Source organism: Pseudoalteromonas sp. SWYJZ12, assembly GCF_015864395.1.
Lineage (GTDB): Bacteria > Pseudomonadota > Gammaproteobacteria > Enterobacterales > Alteromonadaceae > Pseudoalteromonas > Pseudoalteromonas arctica.
Genome location: NZ_JADYXH010000026.1, coordinates 24,982 through 42,198, shown reverse-complemented (window position 1 = coordinate 42,198; position 17,217 = coordinate 24,982). Strand labels below are relative to the sequence as shown.

Sequence of the window (17,217 nt, the reverse complement as noted above, 5' to 3'; positions counted from 1 at the left end):
TTAAATCCAGAGAAAAAAGAAGCAATGCGGGCGGCATAAAATTTAATTTGATGCGACAACTAACTTGAAAAACTCCGAAACTCTTTGGAGAGGTCATCAACAACTGAAAGTACTCGTTCATCTTCGGGTATTCCTCTGGCAACAAACCCAGCCTTTTTCAGATCATTTAATAGTTGATTCGCTGTAATCTTGTTACGTAATTTATTGTATTCAACAGGATAATATTTAAGGAACTGAACTAACTTGGTACTGCTGCCACTGAACATAGAGGAAGCTCTGTCTTCTAACTCACTTTGGTTATGTTTATTCAAATCATAACGAACAATCTTAAAACGCTGTAAAAACAGCATTGCTTTGCGGATATCTTCTTCTAACTCAACAGACATACCAAGATATTCACATAATGAATTGAAGCACTTTTCTCTCTCTTGACTTTGTTTTACTTGATATTTAAGGAAGTCAAACGGCATTGCATTACTATTCAATGCACTTTCACATAAATCGCTGATTATTCTACTCGAAAGTGGTGAGACCAAATGAAACTCTGTAGCACCTCTACCGATTTGAAAACTTGCGTTTTTTAGAATGTTGGAACTATGGAGCTTAGATAAATGCCAATATTCGCTATTGCCAGAGCTTGCTTTACACTGATGGTGTTCGTATGAGTCATCATTATTGCCTATTACCAAGTCAACTCCGACCTCATCATCCCCAATAGGCTCTACAATCACATAACTTATTTTTTCTTGTAACAGCCGCAATAACTGATATGCAACCCAATTAGATTCATACCTGTTGCCAAGCTTTTCTGCATATCCACCTGCTTCTAACGCCATACTGTCTTTTCTCAACATAACCATACACATCAGTAAGATATGGCATATATCCTATTTTTACAATTATTCTTCTAGTATCTGTGACAATTTAGGGACAGGTGACGACTTAAGTATTCAGTTCATAAAGTTAGTAAGGCCTGAAGCATGTCGATATTTTGGTATTAGAAAAAGTAACTTAAATTACGAGCTTTTAATTTAGCGTTCAATCTTATTCTGGCACGTTTTGGGGCAGAAACGAGTTATACCCGAATGGCTGCTTTTGGCACTTTTGTGAAGTTCAACTGTGAGCGAAAAACTGACTGTCAGCCCCAATTATTCCAAATATTGATTATCTTATAAAAGAAACAACAACGACAACCAGAGTAATAAACCCCGCAATCACAGCCTAATCAATAAGCATAAATTGATGAGGTATTGTTACTTTTAGTGCCTTATTGTTATTTATTGATCGTAATCAATAGATAACCCTTTAATACTCACTACACTTAACTTGCTGAGATGGAGCCGAGTCTATTCTTATGGAGTTGGTAATATCATTGAAAAATATGATTTTTAAATTGTGAAGGAGAATAATATGCGAACAGGTAATATTTTATGGCCTACGGATTTTTCTGATACTGCATCACATGCTTTGCAATATGCCATTGAAATGGCGAATTTATATCAAGTAGGCATTCGTATTTTACATATTGTTGATCAGCCTTCAGATAATGAGAATTATATGATCCTTGCGATAACTCCCCAAGAGTTAGCTAAAAATATGGAAGACGCTGCGGCGAGTAAAATGCATGAGTTATTAGGTCAGTTGAATACTGATTTAAAGATTGAAACGGTTATTCGACATGGTGATGCCATTAATGAGATTTTAGATGAGACTAATAGCGGTGATATAGGCATGGTGGTAATTGCCAGTCATGGAAGAACCGGACTTTCTCATTTTTTGAATGTTAACGTTGCAGAAACGATCGCCAATAAAGCTGATTGCCCAGTGTTAATAGTCAAATAAAATTGGCGCGTATCTCTTGTCCCGCTGCGGTTTTAGACGGGACAAAGTGGCCAGCAGGTTTGGTAAAAATGTGAGTTGTGTAAACATCAATACACGGTTAAATTGCCCGAAAGTGAACTTTTCATACTGGGGCAGGGTCAACGTAAAACTTTTACAGCAGTGAGTGTTAATTTTTTTCACTCATTGCGTAGGCATTCATTGCAGACGTCTTTTAACTAAGACCTTCATTCTACCAGTATGTATAACCTGGTCTTTTCCTCTTGAATTGACTGAATAATGAAGGTCCGCTCATGGCCACTCTCCAACCACTCGACAACGTAAAATATTGATAATAATTGGCAAGGTATTTTACTGTGTCGGATGGCGCTTCGCTTATCCGACCTACACTTACACAAAACCGCTTATTTGGCGTCTCCCACTGGGAAAATAAAGCGTTTATTCAACCCTAATACCTTGTTTTAAAAGGTATTCCACTGCTTTATCAGTATGGGGCTTAAATGCCTTCCAACGGCCTATTGCTTTATTATTAAGTGGTTGGCGTACTTGCACTTTGCTAGCCGTAGAAACTGGTGCGGTGTTTAAGTGAAAATCTATACATTGCTCCTGCCACTCTAGGTTACAAAAGCTGACTAACTCTTTTATTTGCTGCTCGGGCTGTGCGACTAACTCTTCGTATTTTACTAATTTTATATTGCTGTGTTGCATGCAAAAGTGCTGCATTAGTTTGTAAAAACGGCTGTAAAATTTTGCAGTGTCGAGTAAATCGAGCGAGTAAGCATAGTAGGGGTTATTAATGGTAAATAATTGGCGATAGTTGCCAATACAGGTATCCATTGGATCGCGCAGCATACAAATAATTTTAGCGTTTGGCAGTGCTTTGGTTATTAAGTCGATATAAAAAAAGTTAAACGGGAGCTTATCAATAAAGTGTTTATGGCTGCCTGTTATTACGCGTGTTGCGTTTAAATAGGTTGACCCAAGCTGATTAAAATCAAGCTCGTAGGCTTTACTGAGCGTTTGAGTGTCGAGCATGTGAGGTGTTTGTGTTTGGCTTAGCTTTTTAACACTTAGGCCAAAGTCTTGTAATTCACCGGCTGTTTGCACGTCGCTGTGGCTCGATAAAATACGCTCAACTAATGTGGTGCCAGAGCGGGGCATGCCTAATACAAAAATAGGTTCGGCCGTTGGGTTACCTTGTGTTAGCGCTTGTGTGTGCTGCTCACTTAAGCGTTTAATATGTTCAAATAACTCAGTTGAGCTTTTATGATCAAACGGCTGCACAGCACGTTTTGCTACTTTACCTTGCTCTAACGCGTTAAAAGCCTCTGAATATTCACCAATATCTTGATACTCTTTTGCTAAAGCATGGCCAATATGCAGTTTTGCATCGGGGTGTGTTACTTGCTCAAACACGTTTTTTAAGCGCTCAATATGGTTGTTTTGCTTACTTACTTTAGTTAAATCACTTAATGCAAAATGACTTTGATGATGCTGCGGGTTAAGCGCTATGGCATTTTCAAAAGCGTGTTGGGCTTTATCAAATAGACCTAAAAACTTAGCGCTTACACCGTAGTTATAATAAAACGGTGGTTGAGCTTTGTTAGCTGCTGTAGCTAGTTTAATAGCGCGCTCAAAGTAGTTAAGTGCTTGCTCGTGAATGCCTGCTTGAGTAAGTGCAACGCCAAGTGTGTCGGCATCAAGGGCTTTAGTTATTTGTTTTAATGGCACCGATAGTGCGGTGTTTTTTGCTTTTTGTAATTCGCCAGTAAGTGCGTAACATTTAGCAAGTTGCGCGGTGTATTCAATACTTTGGCCAAGGGTGAGGGCTTTTTCGATGAGCTTTATTGCTTTGTGTATTTGCCCAACAGTTAAATTAACCATTGCCAGCAAAAAATACCCATCAGCAAAGTCTGGTTTGAGTGTAACTAACTCCACTAGGGCTTTGTGTGCTTGCTCTATTTTACCTTGGTTTAGGGAGTGTATTGCGCTTTGATGAAGTTGCTTTAAATTTGGCTGCATGGTTTTTGGTAATTATTATTTTGTAAAAGAAAATAAAAAGGCTCAAATAAATTTGAGCCTTAAAACAGTGTTTAAAAAGTGAGACTGTTTAAAAGTCGCTTAAATTATATTTCAAATTTGTAGTTAAATTTTACACCTACCGTAAGCGGGCGATTAATGTAATGGCCGTAGTTACGTTGTATGTCGGCGCCATTAGCGGATGTTATATCGGCATCTGAACGACGAACTGAGGTAACCGCGTATTTGTTGAATAGGTTATCAACATATAGCGTAGTTGACCATGCATCAGCCGTTAATTTAGCTGATATATTACTTAAGCTGTAACCTGGTAGTGTTTCGCCGTTGTCACGAAGCCCTACTCTTGAAAGCACGTCGCTTTGCGCAGTTAAACCGTAGTTAATATCAAGCGTTTTGTCGTTAAACACGTCTGTTTGATAGTTTACACCCATCGAAAATTGATTTTCAGGTGAGCCTGGTAAACGGTCGCCGTCTTCTGCGCCATCGGTACCATCGGCGTTAAACAAAAATGGTGCGTTTGATGTTAACTCTGCTTTTGTATAAGCGTAGGTTGCGTACAGTGAAAATGAGTCAGATAAGATCGCGCGAGTTGATACTTCAACCCCTTTTGCATTAGCGCTGCCGGCGTTTGAAAGGTACGGCAATTGTCCTACTTCGGTAGCACCTGAAATTTGTGCATCATCCCAATCTACGTTAAATAACGCAGCGTTAAAGTGTAGTTGGCTTCTAAACCATGTACTTTTGAATCCTAGCTCGTAGTTGGTTGTTGTATCTGCGTCATACAGCATTTCATCAGGGTTACCACAACCGGCTTGATTAGCTGGTAATGGATCAGGGCACGGAGCTAAACCATTTGAACCACCGATTCTAAAGCCTTCACTTACCGTTACATAACCCATAACTGAATCAGTAAATTGGTATTTAGCATTAAACTTAAATAAGTTGCCGTTATCGCTTGCTTCATTTTTTTCAAAATTTAGTGATATATCATTTGGTCCTGCACCATCAAATAATGTATTAAATAATGGAAAGTCCACTGCAGATTCTGATTCTACATCGTATTTATATAAGCGTAGCCCAAGAGTAACATCAAGCTTATCAGTTACTTTATAGCCAACTTCACCAAATAGTGCAGACTCAGTGACGGTACTTTTTGTAAGCTCTAAGTATTCTAATGAGTCAGGTCTTAGCTGCTCGCCACCAAAGTTATCGATAGCGAATTGGTCAAACCCAGGGGTAAACTCTCGGCTTGATGCTTCGGTTTCTGTTTTGTTGTAAAAGCCACCCACAATCCAGTTAAAGTCGCTGTCGCCTTGCGACACTAAGCGAATTTCTTGAGTAAAGGTATCTTCTTCGTCAATTTCACGGGTAAACGTTGAAAACGAAGGAAACTCTTCATAACCGTAATCAAGACGAATAAGTAAGTCTGTTTGATCGCGTTGACCGTCGGCATCAAAGCTCGAAAGACCGGTTGCCGATACTAGCTCTGCAAAACCTAGGTCGGCTTTTAGTTCGAGGCTTAGTAATTGATCTTTTTTCTCGCGAGGCTCTTCAAAGCGATAAGCTGATTCGTATTTACCTATTACGTCGCTTAAACCGTTGTTTGCATTAAGGCTGTTGTAATGAACAATCGAGCGGCCTTCGCTGTCTTGGTTTTGGTAAAAGTAGTTAAGTGTACCTTCAAACGATTCATTTGGTTTAAAGCGTACAGAAATACGACCTGTAGTGGTGGTTTCGCCGTTGGCGTCTTTTACATTTTTAAGGTTGTTATTAATTGCTGAGCTATCGCTCCAATCTGGATCTGGCAACGATACGCCAGGCTCGCGTACTACGTAGCCGTAATCGATAAAACCTGGGTCTTCATATACGTTTATGCTGGCGCGAACTGCAAGCTTGTCTTCAATAAGTGGAAGGTTAAATATAAAGCCGCCTTCGCCACCTAAAGAGTCACTTTCTTTTGTTTGAAATAGGTCGCCGTATACTTCAAGCGATGTAAAATCAAGCTCAGGCTGTTTAAGCATGTAACGAATTGCACCGCCCAATGTGCCTGCTCCATAAAGCGTGCCTTGTGGCCCAATTAATACTTCAACACGCTCAATATCTACTAGGCGCATATCTACCGAAACTGGAATTTCGTTAATGTAAGTAGATACCGTGCCACCATCTGACGATGGACCAGAAGAGTTTGTATTTAAACCACGAACAATAATAGGCGAGCCTGAGCGGCCACCTTGATCGGTAATTGTTAAACCAGGTACCCAGCGTGCTACATCCGCAAGCTCATTGATATTTTGATCTTTCATAATATCTGCATCAAGGGCTGTAATATTTAGCGGTGCATTTTGCACAGAGCCGCTGCGCCTTGTTGCTGTAACTTCGATTACTTCGAGTGATTTGTTTTTAGCTGCAACTTCTTCTTGAGCAAGTGCAGCATTAGGCAATAAAAATACGCTAGAAACAGCGCTCGAAATAGCCAAGGTTAACAAGCTTGGTTTAAACATAAAAAGTGATCCCCAGTTCAAATGTTTTACATTAGTAAATTAAGTTAAGCAGTTTATCAGGGAGTGAAGTAGCTGGGAATATTTAAATTGAATTTTAATTCACTTTTGTAGAATAAATATTGTTAGTGTGTAGGGTTTTTATTTAGTTAATAGGCAATACAAGCAATAGCTTAGTGCTATTAGGTACAGTTAGGTTAAAAATCACACCCTTGTTTAAAGGTAAATAGTCATTCATATTTTAAAGATGGTGTTATGACGTGCTCGTTAAACAAATTATTACATTAAAATTGATAGTTTATAATGTCATTAGTTATGCTTTTATCAGCACTATTAAAGTATGTTTTTATCCCCATTAAGAGTGGTAGTCGTATTTATAAGTAACTGTGTAAGTTATTGAGTGAGCGTGTTTGATTGCCACTTCGTATTATATTTTTTATTTGTCCGCACTTTTTTGTGCGTGTTTTTAAGGATTAACAATGAGCCAACTATTTTCGCCTTTATCACTTGGGCAAGTAACGTTAGATAACCGTATTATTATTGCACCCATGTGCCAGTACTCAGCAAACAATGGCGCTGCTAGCGATTGGCACACTATTCATTTGGGCCAATTGAGTTTAAGTGGTGCAGGATTGCTAATTTTAGAAGCAACAGCAGTAAACCCAGAAGGGCGTATTAGCTACGGCGATTTAGGGCTTTGGAATAACGAAACCCAGCAAGCCTTGGGCAAAAGCCTAAAAGCAGTAAGACAATATAGCCCTATGCCTATTGGTATTCAGTTGGCACATGCTGGGCGCAAAGCATCAACTGAAAAACCATGGGACGGTGGCGATGCTATTGCACCTGATGACGTTAATGGCTGGCAAACGCTCGCACCTTCGGCAGTTGCGTACGACGATAGCAGCCCAGTGCCAAAAGCAATGAGCCAAGACGACATTGACTCATTAATTAAAGACTTTGTCAGTGCAGCTAAACGCGCTGATGAACTCGGCCTTGATTTAATCGAGCTACATGGTGCGCACGGTTACCTGTTACACCAGTTTTTGTCGCCACTTTCAAACAAGCGCGATGACAACTACGGTGGTAGCCTAGAAAACAGAATGCGTTTATTGCTTGATGTGTTTAAAGCGGTAAGAGCGGTATTTCCTAGTGAAAAAGCGGTAGGTGTGCGTATTTCGGCAACCGATTGGGTTGAAGGCGGCTGGGATTTAGAGCAATCGATAGTGCTTAGTAAAGCGCTTGATGAACTCGGCTGTGACTTTATTCATGTAAGTACTGCGGGTTTAAGTCCTGAGCAACAAATACCAGTAAAACCTAATTTTCAGGTACCGTTTGCAACAGCCATAAAAGAAGCGGTTAAAATGCCTGTTATAGCGGTGGGTTTAATTACACAGCCGCAACAAGCCGAAGATATTATTAGTGAGCAGCAAGCCGATGGTGTAGCGCTGGCGCGTGGCATTTTATATAACCCGCATTGGCCGTGGCATGCAGCTGCAGAGCTTGGCGCTACAGTAACTGCACCTAAACAGTATTTACGCTCAAGCCCACATGGGCAGCCATCACCAATTAAGTAAAACGAAGTTTTTTGTAAAAACCCAACCCGCGTTTGCTGGTTGGGTTTTATTATTTTTATAAAGTAGAGACACACATGACCCAACCAGGCGTTTCAGCGCAACCACTTAGCAATACACTCGTTACTATTATTGCTTTGTGTTGCGGTCTTATTGTTGCCAATATTTACTACGCTCAACCTATTATTGAGTTACTTGCCCCAGAAGTTGGATTAAGTGCGCACAGTGCTAGCCTTATCGTATCGCTTACACAAATAGGCTACGCTTTGGGGTTGTTTTTTTTAGTGCCATTAGCTGACTTAATTGAAAATAAGCGTTTAATGCTTATTACTTTAGCTGTGTCGTTTTTGAGTTTAGTGGGTACTGCACTTGCTGATTCACCTAATGTAATGCTTATTTTATGTTTAATGATAGGCATGAGCTCGGTTTCTGTTCAGGTGCTTATTCCGCTTGCTGCGCATTTATCGTCTGACGAGAAGCGCGGGCAGGTTCTTGGCAATATTATGGCGGGTCTCTTGCTAGGTATTTTGCTGGCAAGACCTATATCGAGCTTAATAGCCGATCACTTTGGTTGGCGCGCTGTATTTTACTTTGCAGCAGGGTGTATGGTGTTTATTGCAGGCGTAATTTATTTTGCTATTCCAAGCAGGCAACCTACCCATAAAACAACGTATTTTAAGTTATTAAAATCGCTTAAACAGTTAATGATAAGCCAACCAGTGCTGCGCCAACGTTCACTTTTTCAAGCATTAATGTTTGCATCGTTCAGTTTATTTTGGACGAGCGTACCGGTTGTGCTTGCCCGTGAGTATGGTTTATCGCAATCAGAAATAGCATTGTTTGCATTAGTGGGTGCGGCAGGTGCTGTAGCTGCCCCCATTGTTGGTCGCTTAGCCGATAAAGGTTATACACATCAGTTATCGTTACTGGCCAAAGTAATTGCAGCAGTGTGCTTTTTACCAAGCTTATTTGAGCTACCTTACGGCATTATAGTATTGGCATTAACCGGAGTGTTTATTGATTTTGCTGTGCAGGCCAATATGGTATTGGGTCAACGTGCAGTGTACGCACTAGAGCCACAAAGCCGTGCGCGTTTAAACGCTATTTACATGACGAGTATATTTGTAGGTGGCGCAGTAGGCTCGCTTATTGCCAGCCCGTTATATGAAGCGGGCGGTTGGACTGGTATTGCACTGGTCGCTACCGGCATGCCGCTTATTTCGTTGATTGGTTATTTGCTTACAACTAAAAAGCAAAGTAAGGCTGTGAGTTAAAAAATTACCGGATACAACACAATAAAGTCACCATGTTGCGTGGTGACTTTATTTAGGTTGTTAAGGTTAGTTTGGTAGTTAATTAAGTAGCCTGTTTTTTTGCGTTTGAAAAAGAGCTACCAACAGATGCAATAATAACAAGTAAAATAGCGAGCCACTGCCATAAAGTAAGTAACTCACCCAGTATAATAAACCCTGCGAGCGAAGCTATTGCAGGCTCTAAACTCATCATTACGCTAAACCCTTGTGAAGGCATGTTACGCAGTGCAACCATTTCAAGTGTGTAAGGCAGTGCGCTTGATAAAATAGCAATACCAATACCCAGTGGGATAATTTCCCACGTAAACGCGGCGCTTTGCAGAATGCCGCCGTAAGGTACTAGCACTATAGCGGCAACGGTCATACCCAACGCAACAGTTGCTCCACCAGAGCTTTGTGTGCCCGTTTTTTTACCAAATAATATATAACCTGCCCAACATGCACCAGCACCAAGCGCAAGCGCTACACCCAATGGATCAAGGCTGTCTTGGCCGCTCATATCTGGAAGCAGAAGCAAAATACCGGCAATAGCACAGGCAACCCAAAATAAGTCACGTTTGCGGCGTGATGAAAATAAGGCAACAGCAAGCGGACCTGTAAATTCAAGCGCTACACCTATGCCTAGTGGAATGCGTTCAATGGCATAATAAAACAAAATGTTCATGCCGCCTAAACTTAAACCATACACAATTATAGGAATACGATTACCAGAAGTAGGTAAGTGTTTCCAAGGTTTAAACACTAAGCAAAGTATAAAGGCAGAAAACCCAAGCCTAAGGGCAGTTGTACCTTCAGGACCAACAATAGGAAAAAGCTGTTTTGCAAATGACGCGCCCGTTTGAATGGTCATCATTGCAAGCAGAACACACACGATAGCCAGTAAATAACTTTTTGAAGATGCTTGCATTTTTATCCTTGAGTTGAGTAACTCTATCAATTAGTTATGTAATGCAGGGAGTATAAAAGCTAAACCCGCCCGATATTAATGGCGGCATAGTATCTTTTTTTAAATTTATAGGTAAGTGTTTGCGACCAAAAATAGCGCAATTAAAAGTATATTTAATAGGGCAGGTAAATAAAGTAAGAGGTAAAGTTAGCAAACAGGCGTTTGCTAACTTTAATCAGTTGGTTAAAAGGCCTTAGTGGGCACTTTTATTAACTAAGCCATCAAGCGAGTAGAGGCCTCGTTTTTCATCATTTTTGCGTTTAATTTCTTCAAGTGCGCGCGATTCTACAGCGTCAAATAAAGCATTAATTAAGCGGTTAAAATGTTTGTGCATTGCACTGCGCGCTGCATTTGCATCATGCGACTTTAGAGCTGTATAAATAGCGGTGTGTTCGTCCATAACGCACTCGTTATTGTTTTTACACACACTGCCATAGTCAGCAACAATTTGTGGGTTTGTTAAACGTAAATCCCACAAGTTAGACACTGCAAATTCAAGTGCTTTATTGCGTGTTGCTCTAGCTATAATTTCGTGGAACTCACGGTCGGCTTGCTCAACATAAAGGCCTTTTTCCATGGCAATTAATGTTTTATTTAGTTGCTCTAGTTCTTCTTCTGTAATGCTTTGAGCAGCTAAAGCGGCAATTTCGCCTTCAATTAATGCGCGAGCTTGAGTAAGTTCAAATGCACTGATCTCTTTTGATTTTATAGATGCATTTTTTTGTTCTACTACGTAAACACCAGAGCCGGTTTTAACTTCAACTCGGCCACGTACTTCTAATGCGATAATAGCTTCTCTAATGGTAGGGCGACTTACATCAAACATTTCTGCAAGTTCACGTTCAGGTGGTAAACGACTCCCAGCAGAAAATTCGCCTTGATTTATTAAAGACTCAATTTTATCAACTATGCGCCAAAATAAGCGACGATTACCCATACTTTACCTTCATTACCTTAAGGAATAATGGCCTCTGGGGCCTAAAAGTCAAAACCAACTGTTAATACCAGAGGTTACCTCAAAATTCACTATTATGTCAAAATTCTAACGCGATGTTATGGTTAAAAACCACTATACACCAATGGTTGTATTCTTGTATTACCAATTTAGTTTAAAATAATGCAATTGGCTAGCTTGATTGGTAATGTTTTTATGTGTTAGGTTAGTTTTAAGGTTATTGAATAATAAATATTGGTAATAAACCGAATTTGGGTTGTTAGTGTTAAGTTTGCTGTAGAAGTATTTGATTGCCCATGGATGGGGATCGCTATTTTTAAATGTGTTTGTAAAGTGTGTTTTGTAAAATGTGTAGTTGTACGAGAGCTATTTAAGCTTTCTTCTGGGCGTTAACTGTCGTTGGTTAACGCCCATATTTTATTTAATTAGTCGTTAGGGTACACAACGCCAAGCTGTTTGCGCGCTTCATCAAGTACGCTCATTACGTTACTGGCTAAAATATGTGTATTAACGGGTGACTCAAGAATATTTTGCTTCACTAACGCCATAAAATGTTCAACTTCGTATTTCATAAAGTGCTCATCAAACGGCTGGGATATAACCTCTACCTCACCATTATTAGCAATAAACTCCACCTTTTTGAGTTGCGATACGGCTTCTATACGTATGCGTCCAAGCTCGCCTTGTATTTCGGTTATGTTGTCGCCTTGCGATATTTTAGAGTAGCTAATAACGGCTTGTTTATCTGCGTAGTTTAGTAATACATCGCCCGCACCATCTACACCTGTATCAAGTAATACGCCACTGGCACTTACGCTTTGCGGCGCTCCCCAAAGTGCAATTAATAAATACAGTGGGTAAATCCCTAAATCAACTAAAGCACCATTAGCAAACTCGGGTAAAAACGTATTTGGACGCTCGCCATTTTTATATTTATCGTAACGCGATGAATATTGACTGTATTGCCCAATATATTTACGTGGTGTGCCAATTTTTACCATTGCCTGTTGCAGCCGTGCAAAGTTAGGCAAGTGAGTGGTCATCATGGCTTCCATGTAAAGGCGCTGATGCTTTTTTGCTGTAGCTATAATGCTTGCAAGCTCTTTAGAATTGGCTGCTGATGGTTTTTCGCCAAGGACATGTTTACCCGCTTCTAGGCACATAACGGCATATTGTTTGTGTAAGCTGTTAGGGGCGGCTATGTAGACAGCATCAACATTTTGATCTTGGCATACTTGCTCGATTGAGGTGAAAATTTTTGCTTGTGCATTTTGTGGGTGTTTGGCTAAAAATGCTTCGCCGCTTGATACTGCGCGCGAGCACACACCATATAAATTAAAATCGTTTAACGTATTTGCAGCGGCTAACAGTGTGTCGCTAATAAAATTGGTGCCAACAATAACAAAGTTCATGCTCACTCCTTAGCTTAAATAAAAATAATAAGAGTGTTTAGTTTAACATTTTTTTAGTCCTATATGCTCGAGGAGAACATCCAAACCAGCGTTTAACATTAACACTTAGCGTTGCTTGCTCTTGATACCCTAAAAGCTCAGATATGGTTGATATTGTAAATTGGCTTTGTGCTAAGTAGTGTGCAGCTAAAGCGCGACGAGTGGCATCTTTAAGTTTTACAAAGCTCGTATTATGCTTGGTAAGTTCTCGATGCAGAGTACGCGGGTGCATACCCAGCGCAGCTGAAATAGTTTGGTTACTACATTGATAAATAGGAAGCATAGGCCTAATTAGTGCACTAACTTGGTTGGGTAATGGTTGTGTGTGTTCTTTGTTTTTTGCCAAGAAGCTTAGCGCTGCTTGTACTTTATTTAGTTCAGGGTGATCAAGCTCAAGAGTTAAATCACTTTTTGAGATTACAATACCAGCGCTGTTGCGATGCTCTATAACGTTACAACCAAAGTAAGTGTTATAGGCACGAGTATTAGTACTTAATTTTTTTGGCAAAAATATATTAATTGGTTTGCAGCGGTTATTACTCAGCTTTTTAATAACAGCCAATGCTAAACCAATAGTTAGCTCAATCACTTGGTTGATGTTCGGTAATGGTTTTAAATTAATTTCGAATGATAAAAACAAGCTTTTATCATTCTCTAAAGGGTGCGAGTTTAAGCTAAGTGCAGGGCTGTGCAAGTGAAGGTATTTAATAACCCAATTAAGTGCATCACCTAAATTAGTACTACTTTTAGCTGCTATTGCAATATGCCCTAAAATATCAAAATTCTGTCTACTTGCGAGCTTAAGGCCAAAACTAGAACAATTGAACTTACAAGCACAGTACTCTAATAGCTCAGCGTAATCTCGATAAGGTAAATATTGGTTATCGAGATTTTTAAAGTCAACGTTATTAACATTACAGTTTTGCATTATTTCATGCGGATCGCCGCCAAATTCGCTAATTAGGGTATCTATACCTTGTAATGACGTGGCTCTGATTAGGCTGCTCATGGTTAACCTCAAATAAATGATGTCTAAAAATATCAAGTTTTGTTGAGTTTTTCTATGCACTATTACTGTTAAAGCCGTTTAAAACTTTTATTAAGGTACACCATGAACAATACAACATTTGATTACATTGTGATTGGCGCAGGTAGTGGCGGCTGCGTTATGGCATCGCGATTGTCTGAGGGTAAAAATGTAAGTGTGTGCTTAATTGAAGCTGGCGGCAGTGATAACAGTGTATTTGTGCAAATGCCAGCAGGCATAGCAGCGAGTGTCCCTTATGGCATAAATAGCTGGCATTACAATACCGTGCCACAAAAAGAGTTTAATAACCGGTGTGGTTTTGTGCCGCGAGGCAAAGTATTGGGTGGGTCAAGCTCGACAAATGCAATGGTTTACATAAGAGGTAATAAGTACGATTACGATAATTGGGCACAGCTTGGTAATGAAGGTTGGGATTTTGATAGTTTACTCCCGTACTTTATTAAAGCTGAGAACAATAAAGCGTTTATAAATAATGAGCTGCACGGGACAAAAGGCCCGCTACATGTACAAGAGCTAAATAACCCCAGCGATATAAATCAATATTTTTTAAATGCCTGTGCTGAGCAGGGCGTTAATTTAAGCGACGATATAAATGGCAAAGAGCAAAGCGGCGCACGTCTATCGCAGGTAACCCAGCACAATGGCGAGCGTTGTAGTGCAGCAAAAGCGTATTTAACACCGTATTTAAACCGCCCAAATTTAACGGTATTAACCTATAGCCACGTTAATAAAATAAATATAACCAATAAGATAGCGCAAGGCGTGCAAATAGAGCGTAATAAAGAGGTTATTAATTTACGTGCTAAAAAAGAGGTAATACTTAGTGCTGGCGCTATTAATTCGCCGCAAATATTAATGCTTTCAGGTATTGGCCCAAAAGAGCAGTTAAGTGCACATAACATTAAGGTTCAGCACGTACTTGAAGGTGTTGGCGCTAATTTACAAGATCATTTAACGGTAGTACCACTTTATAAATCAAAAACAAGTAAGGGTACATTTGGTATAAGTCCGTTAGGCATTGCCAGCATTATAAAAGGCTGTGCTAACTGGTTTAGTAAACGACAAGGGCGATTAACCAGTAACTTTGCAGAGTCGCACGCGTTTATTAAATTATTTGAAGGCTCGCCAGCGCCCGATGTGCAACTAGAGTTTGTAATTGGGCTGGTGGACGATCATAGTCGTAAATTACACACTGGGCATGGTTACAGTATACACAGCAGTATTATGCGCCCCAAAAGCCGAGGTACTATTACATTAGCTGATAACAACCCGCGTAGTGCACCGCTTATAGACCCTAATTACTTAAGCCATCCAGATGATTTAACTGTAATGCTTGCAGGCCTTAGAAAAACACTCGCTATTATGCAAAGCAAAGCTTTTGATAACATACGCGGTAAAATGCTCTATCCGCTTGATATAAATAATGATGATCAGCTAATTGAGTTTATACGCCAAACTGCAGATACCGAATATCACCCAGTAGGGACATGTAAAATGGGGCAGGATCCAATGGCAGTGGTGGATACTAATTTGCGAGTGCACGGGGTAAGTAACTTACGCGTAGTCGATGCGTCGATTATGCCTACCATTATTACCGGCAACACAAATGCACCGGTAATTGCGATTGCTGAAAAAGCGGCTGATTTAATTAAACACGAAAAGGTGTAATTAAATAAACTGTAGTAGGGCTATTAATTAGCTATAAAACTCATTTAGCCATTGTTGCCAATCGCTTTCAAGGTGCAGCATTTGCTGATGCTTTTTAGCGTTTAGATGCTTGATTTCGTCCTCGCTTGCCATATAAGGTCCAACGCGACAAAGCGGGCAATGGTTTGGTGTTAAATATGCAGGTTTGGTAAGACGTAAGCTTAATTCGCTAGTATGTGTATCAATACTTTTTGGGCTGAAAACGTAAGTTATGCCGCTGGTGTCTTTTACGTGTTTATCGCGGTCAACATTACGAATTTTGTAACCTTCAAAATGGCTAATATTAAATGGGATTTGGCCTAAATAATCAGCGTTTAAACCGTTATTTAAACTCCCTTCTATATTCCATTCTCGATAAGGTTTTACATCTTTTGAAGTGATATAACACAGCATTGGACCATTTTTATCAAGCGCGTATTCGTTAGCGTATTTAATAAATTGATGCAGTAAAGCGCGGTTTAATACGTTCATACTGGTTTGGCGCGTGTTGTTTTCAAATGCTTCACGACCAACAAACGCAGGTATAAGCGGAAACTGAAAAATAACCACGTCAAAGCTGTGCTGGTTTTCACTTAGAGTTTGCCAACACGCGGGATTTGTTACATCAAAACTATTAAGTACCTCAACGTTATGCGCTTTTAGGTTACCAAGTGCATTGTGCTGATACTTTTGCTCAATAGTAGTTTGGTCATCGTAAGTGGATGCAACCAAAGCTTTTGGCGATAGATGAGTGTAAATAGCGTTCGAAAACGATAAATCGCCATCGCCTACGGTGAGTATTCGCCATTGAGGATTTAAATACATATTTTATTTAGCGTTTATGTTTGTAGCAGTATTATTTATATCGCTATTTGTTTGTGAGTCTTTTGCTAGTAAACGATGAAACGCAAGTCTGGTTTTTAACCCTTCAATTGCGATTTGTTTAATAATAAGATTAAAGGTAATTAAAATGGCAAAGGCAATATGAATAGGGCCGTGAGTAAATCCTGCATCTGTATCGTATAGTGTTAAACCAAATAGCAAAAATAAGACGACTAAGAAAATTTCGAGTAATTGACTTGAATAAAAGCTTAAACGACCTTCGCTTTTATGATCTTTTTTAATGCGAATAGCACAAAAAAATGGGATCACTTTGATTTTAAATGCAGCGTTTTTTTCTACGTAGTTTTCGCCAAGTTCGTCGAGTTGTTGGCGTAGTTGGTCAATCATGGTGTGTCCTCAAATAGCAGTGCGCGGATATTACCTTATTACCACGCAATATTTAAGTTTACAGCTGCTATTTAGGGTAAATACTCATACCAATAATCAGAATGTGACAAACAAACACAACAGAGGTAAGTACTACACGCATTTTTTGATAATCTTTATGATAGGTTTTCCATTGCGGCGTGGCTTTTTCAAATATAAGTACTAACCAAAAACTAGCACCTAGCCAAGCCAGTGCCCACTCTACAGGTAAAAATGATAAAAATGGAACTGGGATAACAGGTAATACCGCTTTAATTGCATTGCTATAGCTTTGCTCTCCGGCGCGCCACAAGCTACCTGCCATAAATGCTAAAATGGCGATACTGTAAAAAGTAAAAAACTCTAAGTTAAGGCTATTACTGCCAAACATAAGCGGCCAACCCACACACCCTAAAAACGGGATTAAGCCTAAGTAACCTAGTTGTATGTGGTTAAAAAATTTTTCCATTACGGCGTGCCTTATATTTAATGACTTATTTGAAGCGCGGCTATTGTAGCAGTATTGCGATTAGCGATCTTAATAATTCGCCAGCGTTTACAATCCAAATAATGCTTACGATAACAGGGATTATATAGTTCAACCCAAAAAACCGATTGTTTT

The 17,217-nt window shown here is 39.7% G+C and carries 14 protein-coding genes; 4 read left to right on the top strand and 10 right to left on the bottom strand.

The window, feature by feature from the left end:
* Nucleotides 1–59: 59 nt before the first annotated feature.
* The gene (locus I6F42_RS18495) at nt 60–836 is read right to left on the bottom strand and encodes a hypothetical protein (protein ID WP_231616400.1); all 777 of its coding nucleotides are present in this window, start codon (nt 834–836) and stop codon (nt 60–62) included.
* A 574-nt stretch (nt 837–1,410) separates the two neighbouring features.
* On the opposite strand from I6F42_RS18495, the gene I6F42_RS18490 reads away from it, so the two are divergent.
* Nucleotides 1,411–1,842, top strand: a complete 432-nt coding sequence (locus tag I6F42_RS18490) for a universal stress protein (protein WP_008165663.1) — start codon at nt 1,411–1,413, stop codon at nt 1,840–1,842.
* Nucleotides 1,843–2,277: 435 nt separating this feature from the next.
* On the opposite strand, the gene I6F42_RS18485 is transcribed toward I6F42_RS18490, so the two are convergent.
* A complete protein-coding gene (locus I6F42_RS18485) occupies nt 2,278–3,861 on the bottom strand; it encodes a sulfotransferase (RefSeq protein ID WP_197153015.1) in 1,584 nt (527 codons plus the stop codon).
* Between the two features lie 104 nt (nt 3,862–3,965).
* Nucleotides 3,966–6,380, bottom strand: a complete 2,415-nt coding sequence (locus I6F42_RS18480; protein ID WP_197153014.1) for a TonB-dependent receptor — start codon at nt 6,378–6,380, stop codon at nt 3,966–3,968.
* A 476-nt stretch (nt 6,381–6,856) separates the two neighbouring features.
* Between I6F42_RS18480 and I6F42_RS18475 the strand changes: the two genes are divergently transcribed.
* Nucleotides 6,857–7,951, top strand: a complete 1,095-nt coding sequence (locus tag I6F42_RS18475) for an NADH:flavin oxidoreductase/NADH oxidase (protein WP_197153013.1) — start codon at nt 6,857–6,859, stop codon at nt 7,949–7,951.
* Between the two features lie 74 nt (nt 7,952–8,025).
* On the top strand, nt 8,026–9,222 hold the full coding sequence (locus I6F42_RS18470; RefSeq protein ID WP_197153011.1) for an MFS transporter: 1,197 nt from the start codon (nt 8,026–8,028) through the stop codon (nt 9,220–9,222).
* A gap of 82 nt (nt 9,223–9,304) precedes the next feature.
* On the opposite strand, the gene I6F42_RS18465 is transcribed toward I6F42_RS18470, so the two are convergent.
* The 4 genes from I6F42_RS18465 to I6F42_RS18450 all read right to left on the bottom strand — a co-directional run bounded on the left by I6F42_RS18465 (nt 9,305) and on the right by I6F42_RS18450 (nt 13,622).
* Complete coding sequence (locus tag I6F42_RS18465) at nt 9,305–10,168, bottom strand: DMT family transporter (RefSeq protein WP_101216422.1); 864 nt, start codon at nt 10,166–10,168, stop codon at nt 9,305–9,307.
* Nucleotides 10,169–10,400: 232 nt separating this feature from the next.
* Complete coding sequence (locus tag I6F42_RS18460) at nt 10,401–11,144, bottom strand: FadR/GntR family transcriptional regulator (protein ID WP_002960591.1); 744 nt, start codon at nt 11,142–11,144, stop codon at nt 10,401–10,403.
* 443 nt (nt 11,145–11,587) lie between these two features.
* Entirely contained in the window at nt 11,588–12,574 is a 987-nt protein-coding gene (locus tag I6F42_RS18455; RefSeq protein ID WP_165725025.1) for a Gfo/Idh/MocA family protein, read from the bottom strand.
* Between the two features lie 37 nt (nt 12,575–12,611).
* Nucleotides 12,612–13,622, bottom strand: a complete 1,011-nt coding sequence (locus I6F42_RS18450) for an AraC family transcriptional regulator (protein ID WP_197153008.1) — start codon at nt 13,620–13,622, stop codon at nt 12,612–12,614.
* Between the two features lie 102 nt (nt 13,623–13,724).
* Between I6F42_RS18450 and I6F42_RS18445 the strand changes: the two genes are divergently transcribed.
* Nucleotides 13,725–15,329, top strand: a complete 1,605-nt coding sequence (locus I6F42_RS18445) for a GMC family oxidoreductase (RefSeq protein ID WP_197153006.1) — start codon at nt 13,725–13,727, stop codon at nt 15,327–15,329.
* A 27-nt stretch (nt 15,330–15,356) separates the two neighbouring features.
* Here the strand turns inward: I6F42_RS18445 and I6F42_RS18440 are convergent, their stop codons facing one another.
* The 3 genes from I6F42_RS18440 to I6F42_RS18430 all read right to left on the bottom strand — a co-directional run bounded on the left by I6F42_RS18440 (nt 15,357) and on the right by I6F42_RS18430 (nt 17,064).
* Nucleotides 15,357–16,172, bottom strand: a complete 816-nt coding sequence (locus tag I6F42_RS18440) for a class I SAM-dependent methyltransferase (RefSeq protein ID WP_197153005.1) — start codon at nt 16,170–16,172, stop codon at nt 15,357–15,359.
* A 3-nt stretch (nt 16,173–16,175) separates the two neighbouring features.
* Complete coding sequence (locus I6F42_RS18435) at nt 16,176–16,577, bottom strand: hypothetical protein (RefSeq protein WP_002960599.1); 402 nt, start codon at nt 16,575–16,577, stop codon at nt 16,176–16,178.
* A 67-nt stretch (nt 16,578–16,644) separates the two neighbouring features.
* Nucleotides 16,645–17,064, bottom strand: a complete 420-nt coding sequence (locus tag I6F42_RS18430) for a DUF3429 domain-containing protein (protein ID WP_197153003.1) — start codon at nt 17,062–17,064, stop codon at nt 16,645–16,647.
* Between the last annotated feature and the right edge of the window lie 153 nt (nt 17,065–17,217).

Bases quoted from the DNA above. Each gene is read 5' to 3' on its own strand.
- I6F42_RS18495 (WP_231616400.1), bottom strand. From the start codon at position 836: ATGGCGTTAGAAGCAGGTGGATATGCAGAAAAGCTTGGCAACAGGTAT.
- I6F42_RS18490 (WP_008165663.1), top strand. From the start codon at position 1,411: ATGCGAACAGGTAATATTTTATGGCCTACGGATTTTTCTGATACTGCA.
- I6F42_RS18485 (WP_197153015.1), bottom strand. From the start codon at position 3,861: ATGCAGCCAAATTTAAAGCAACTTCATCAAAGCGCAATACACTCCCTA.
- I6F42_RS18480 (WP_197153014.1), bottom strand. From the start codon at position 6,380: ATGTTTAAACCAAGCTTGTTAACCTTGGCTATTTCGAGCGCTGTTTCT.
- I6F42_RS18475 (WP_197153013.1), top strand. From the start codon at position 6,857: ATGAGCCAACTATTTTCGCCTTTATCACTTGGGCAAGTAACGTTAGAT.
- I6F42_RS18470 (WP_197153011.1), top strand. From the start codon at position 8,026: ATGACCCAACCAGGCGTTTCAGCGCAACCACTTAGCAATACACTCGTT.
- I6F42_RS18465 (WP_101216422.1), bottom strand. From the start codon at position 10,168: ATGCAAGCATCTTCAAAAAGTTATTTACTGGCTATCGTGTGTGTTCTG.
- I6F42_RS18460 (WP_002960591.1), bottom strand. From the start codon at position 11,144: ATGGGTAATCGTCGCTTATTTTGGCGCATAGTTGATAAAATTGAGTCT.
- I6F42_RS18455 (WP_165725025.1), bottom strand. From the start codon at position 12,574: ATGAACTTTGTTATTGTTGGCACCAATTTTATTAGCGACACACTGTTA.
- I6F42_RS18450 (WP_197153008.1), bottom strand. From the start codon at position 13,622: ATGAGCAGCCTAATCAGAGCCACGTCATTACAAGGTATAGATACCCTA.
- I6F42_RS18445 (WP_197153006.1), top strand. From the start codon at position 13,725: ATGAACAATACAACATTTGATTACATTGTGATTGGCGCAGGTAGTGGC.
- I6F42_RS18440 (WP_197153005.1), bottom strand. From the start codon at position 16,172: ATGTATTTAAATCCTCAATGGCGAATACTCACCGTAGGCGATGGCGAT.
- I6F42_RS18435 (WP_002960599.1), bottom strand. From the start codon at position 16,577: ATGATTGACCAACTACGCCAACAACTCGACGAACTTGGCGAAAACTAC.
- I6F42_RS18430 (WP_197153003.1), bottom strand. From the start codon at position 17,064: ATGGAAAAATTTTTTAACCACATACAACTAGGTTACTTAGGCTTAATC.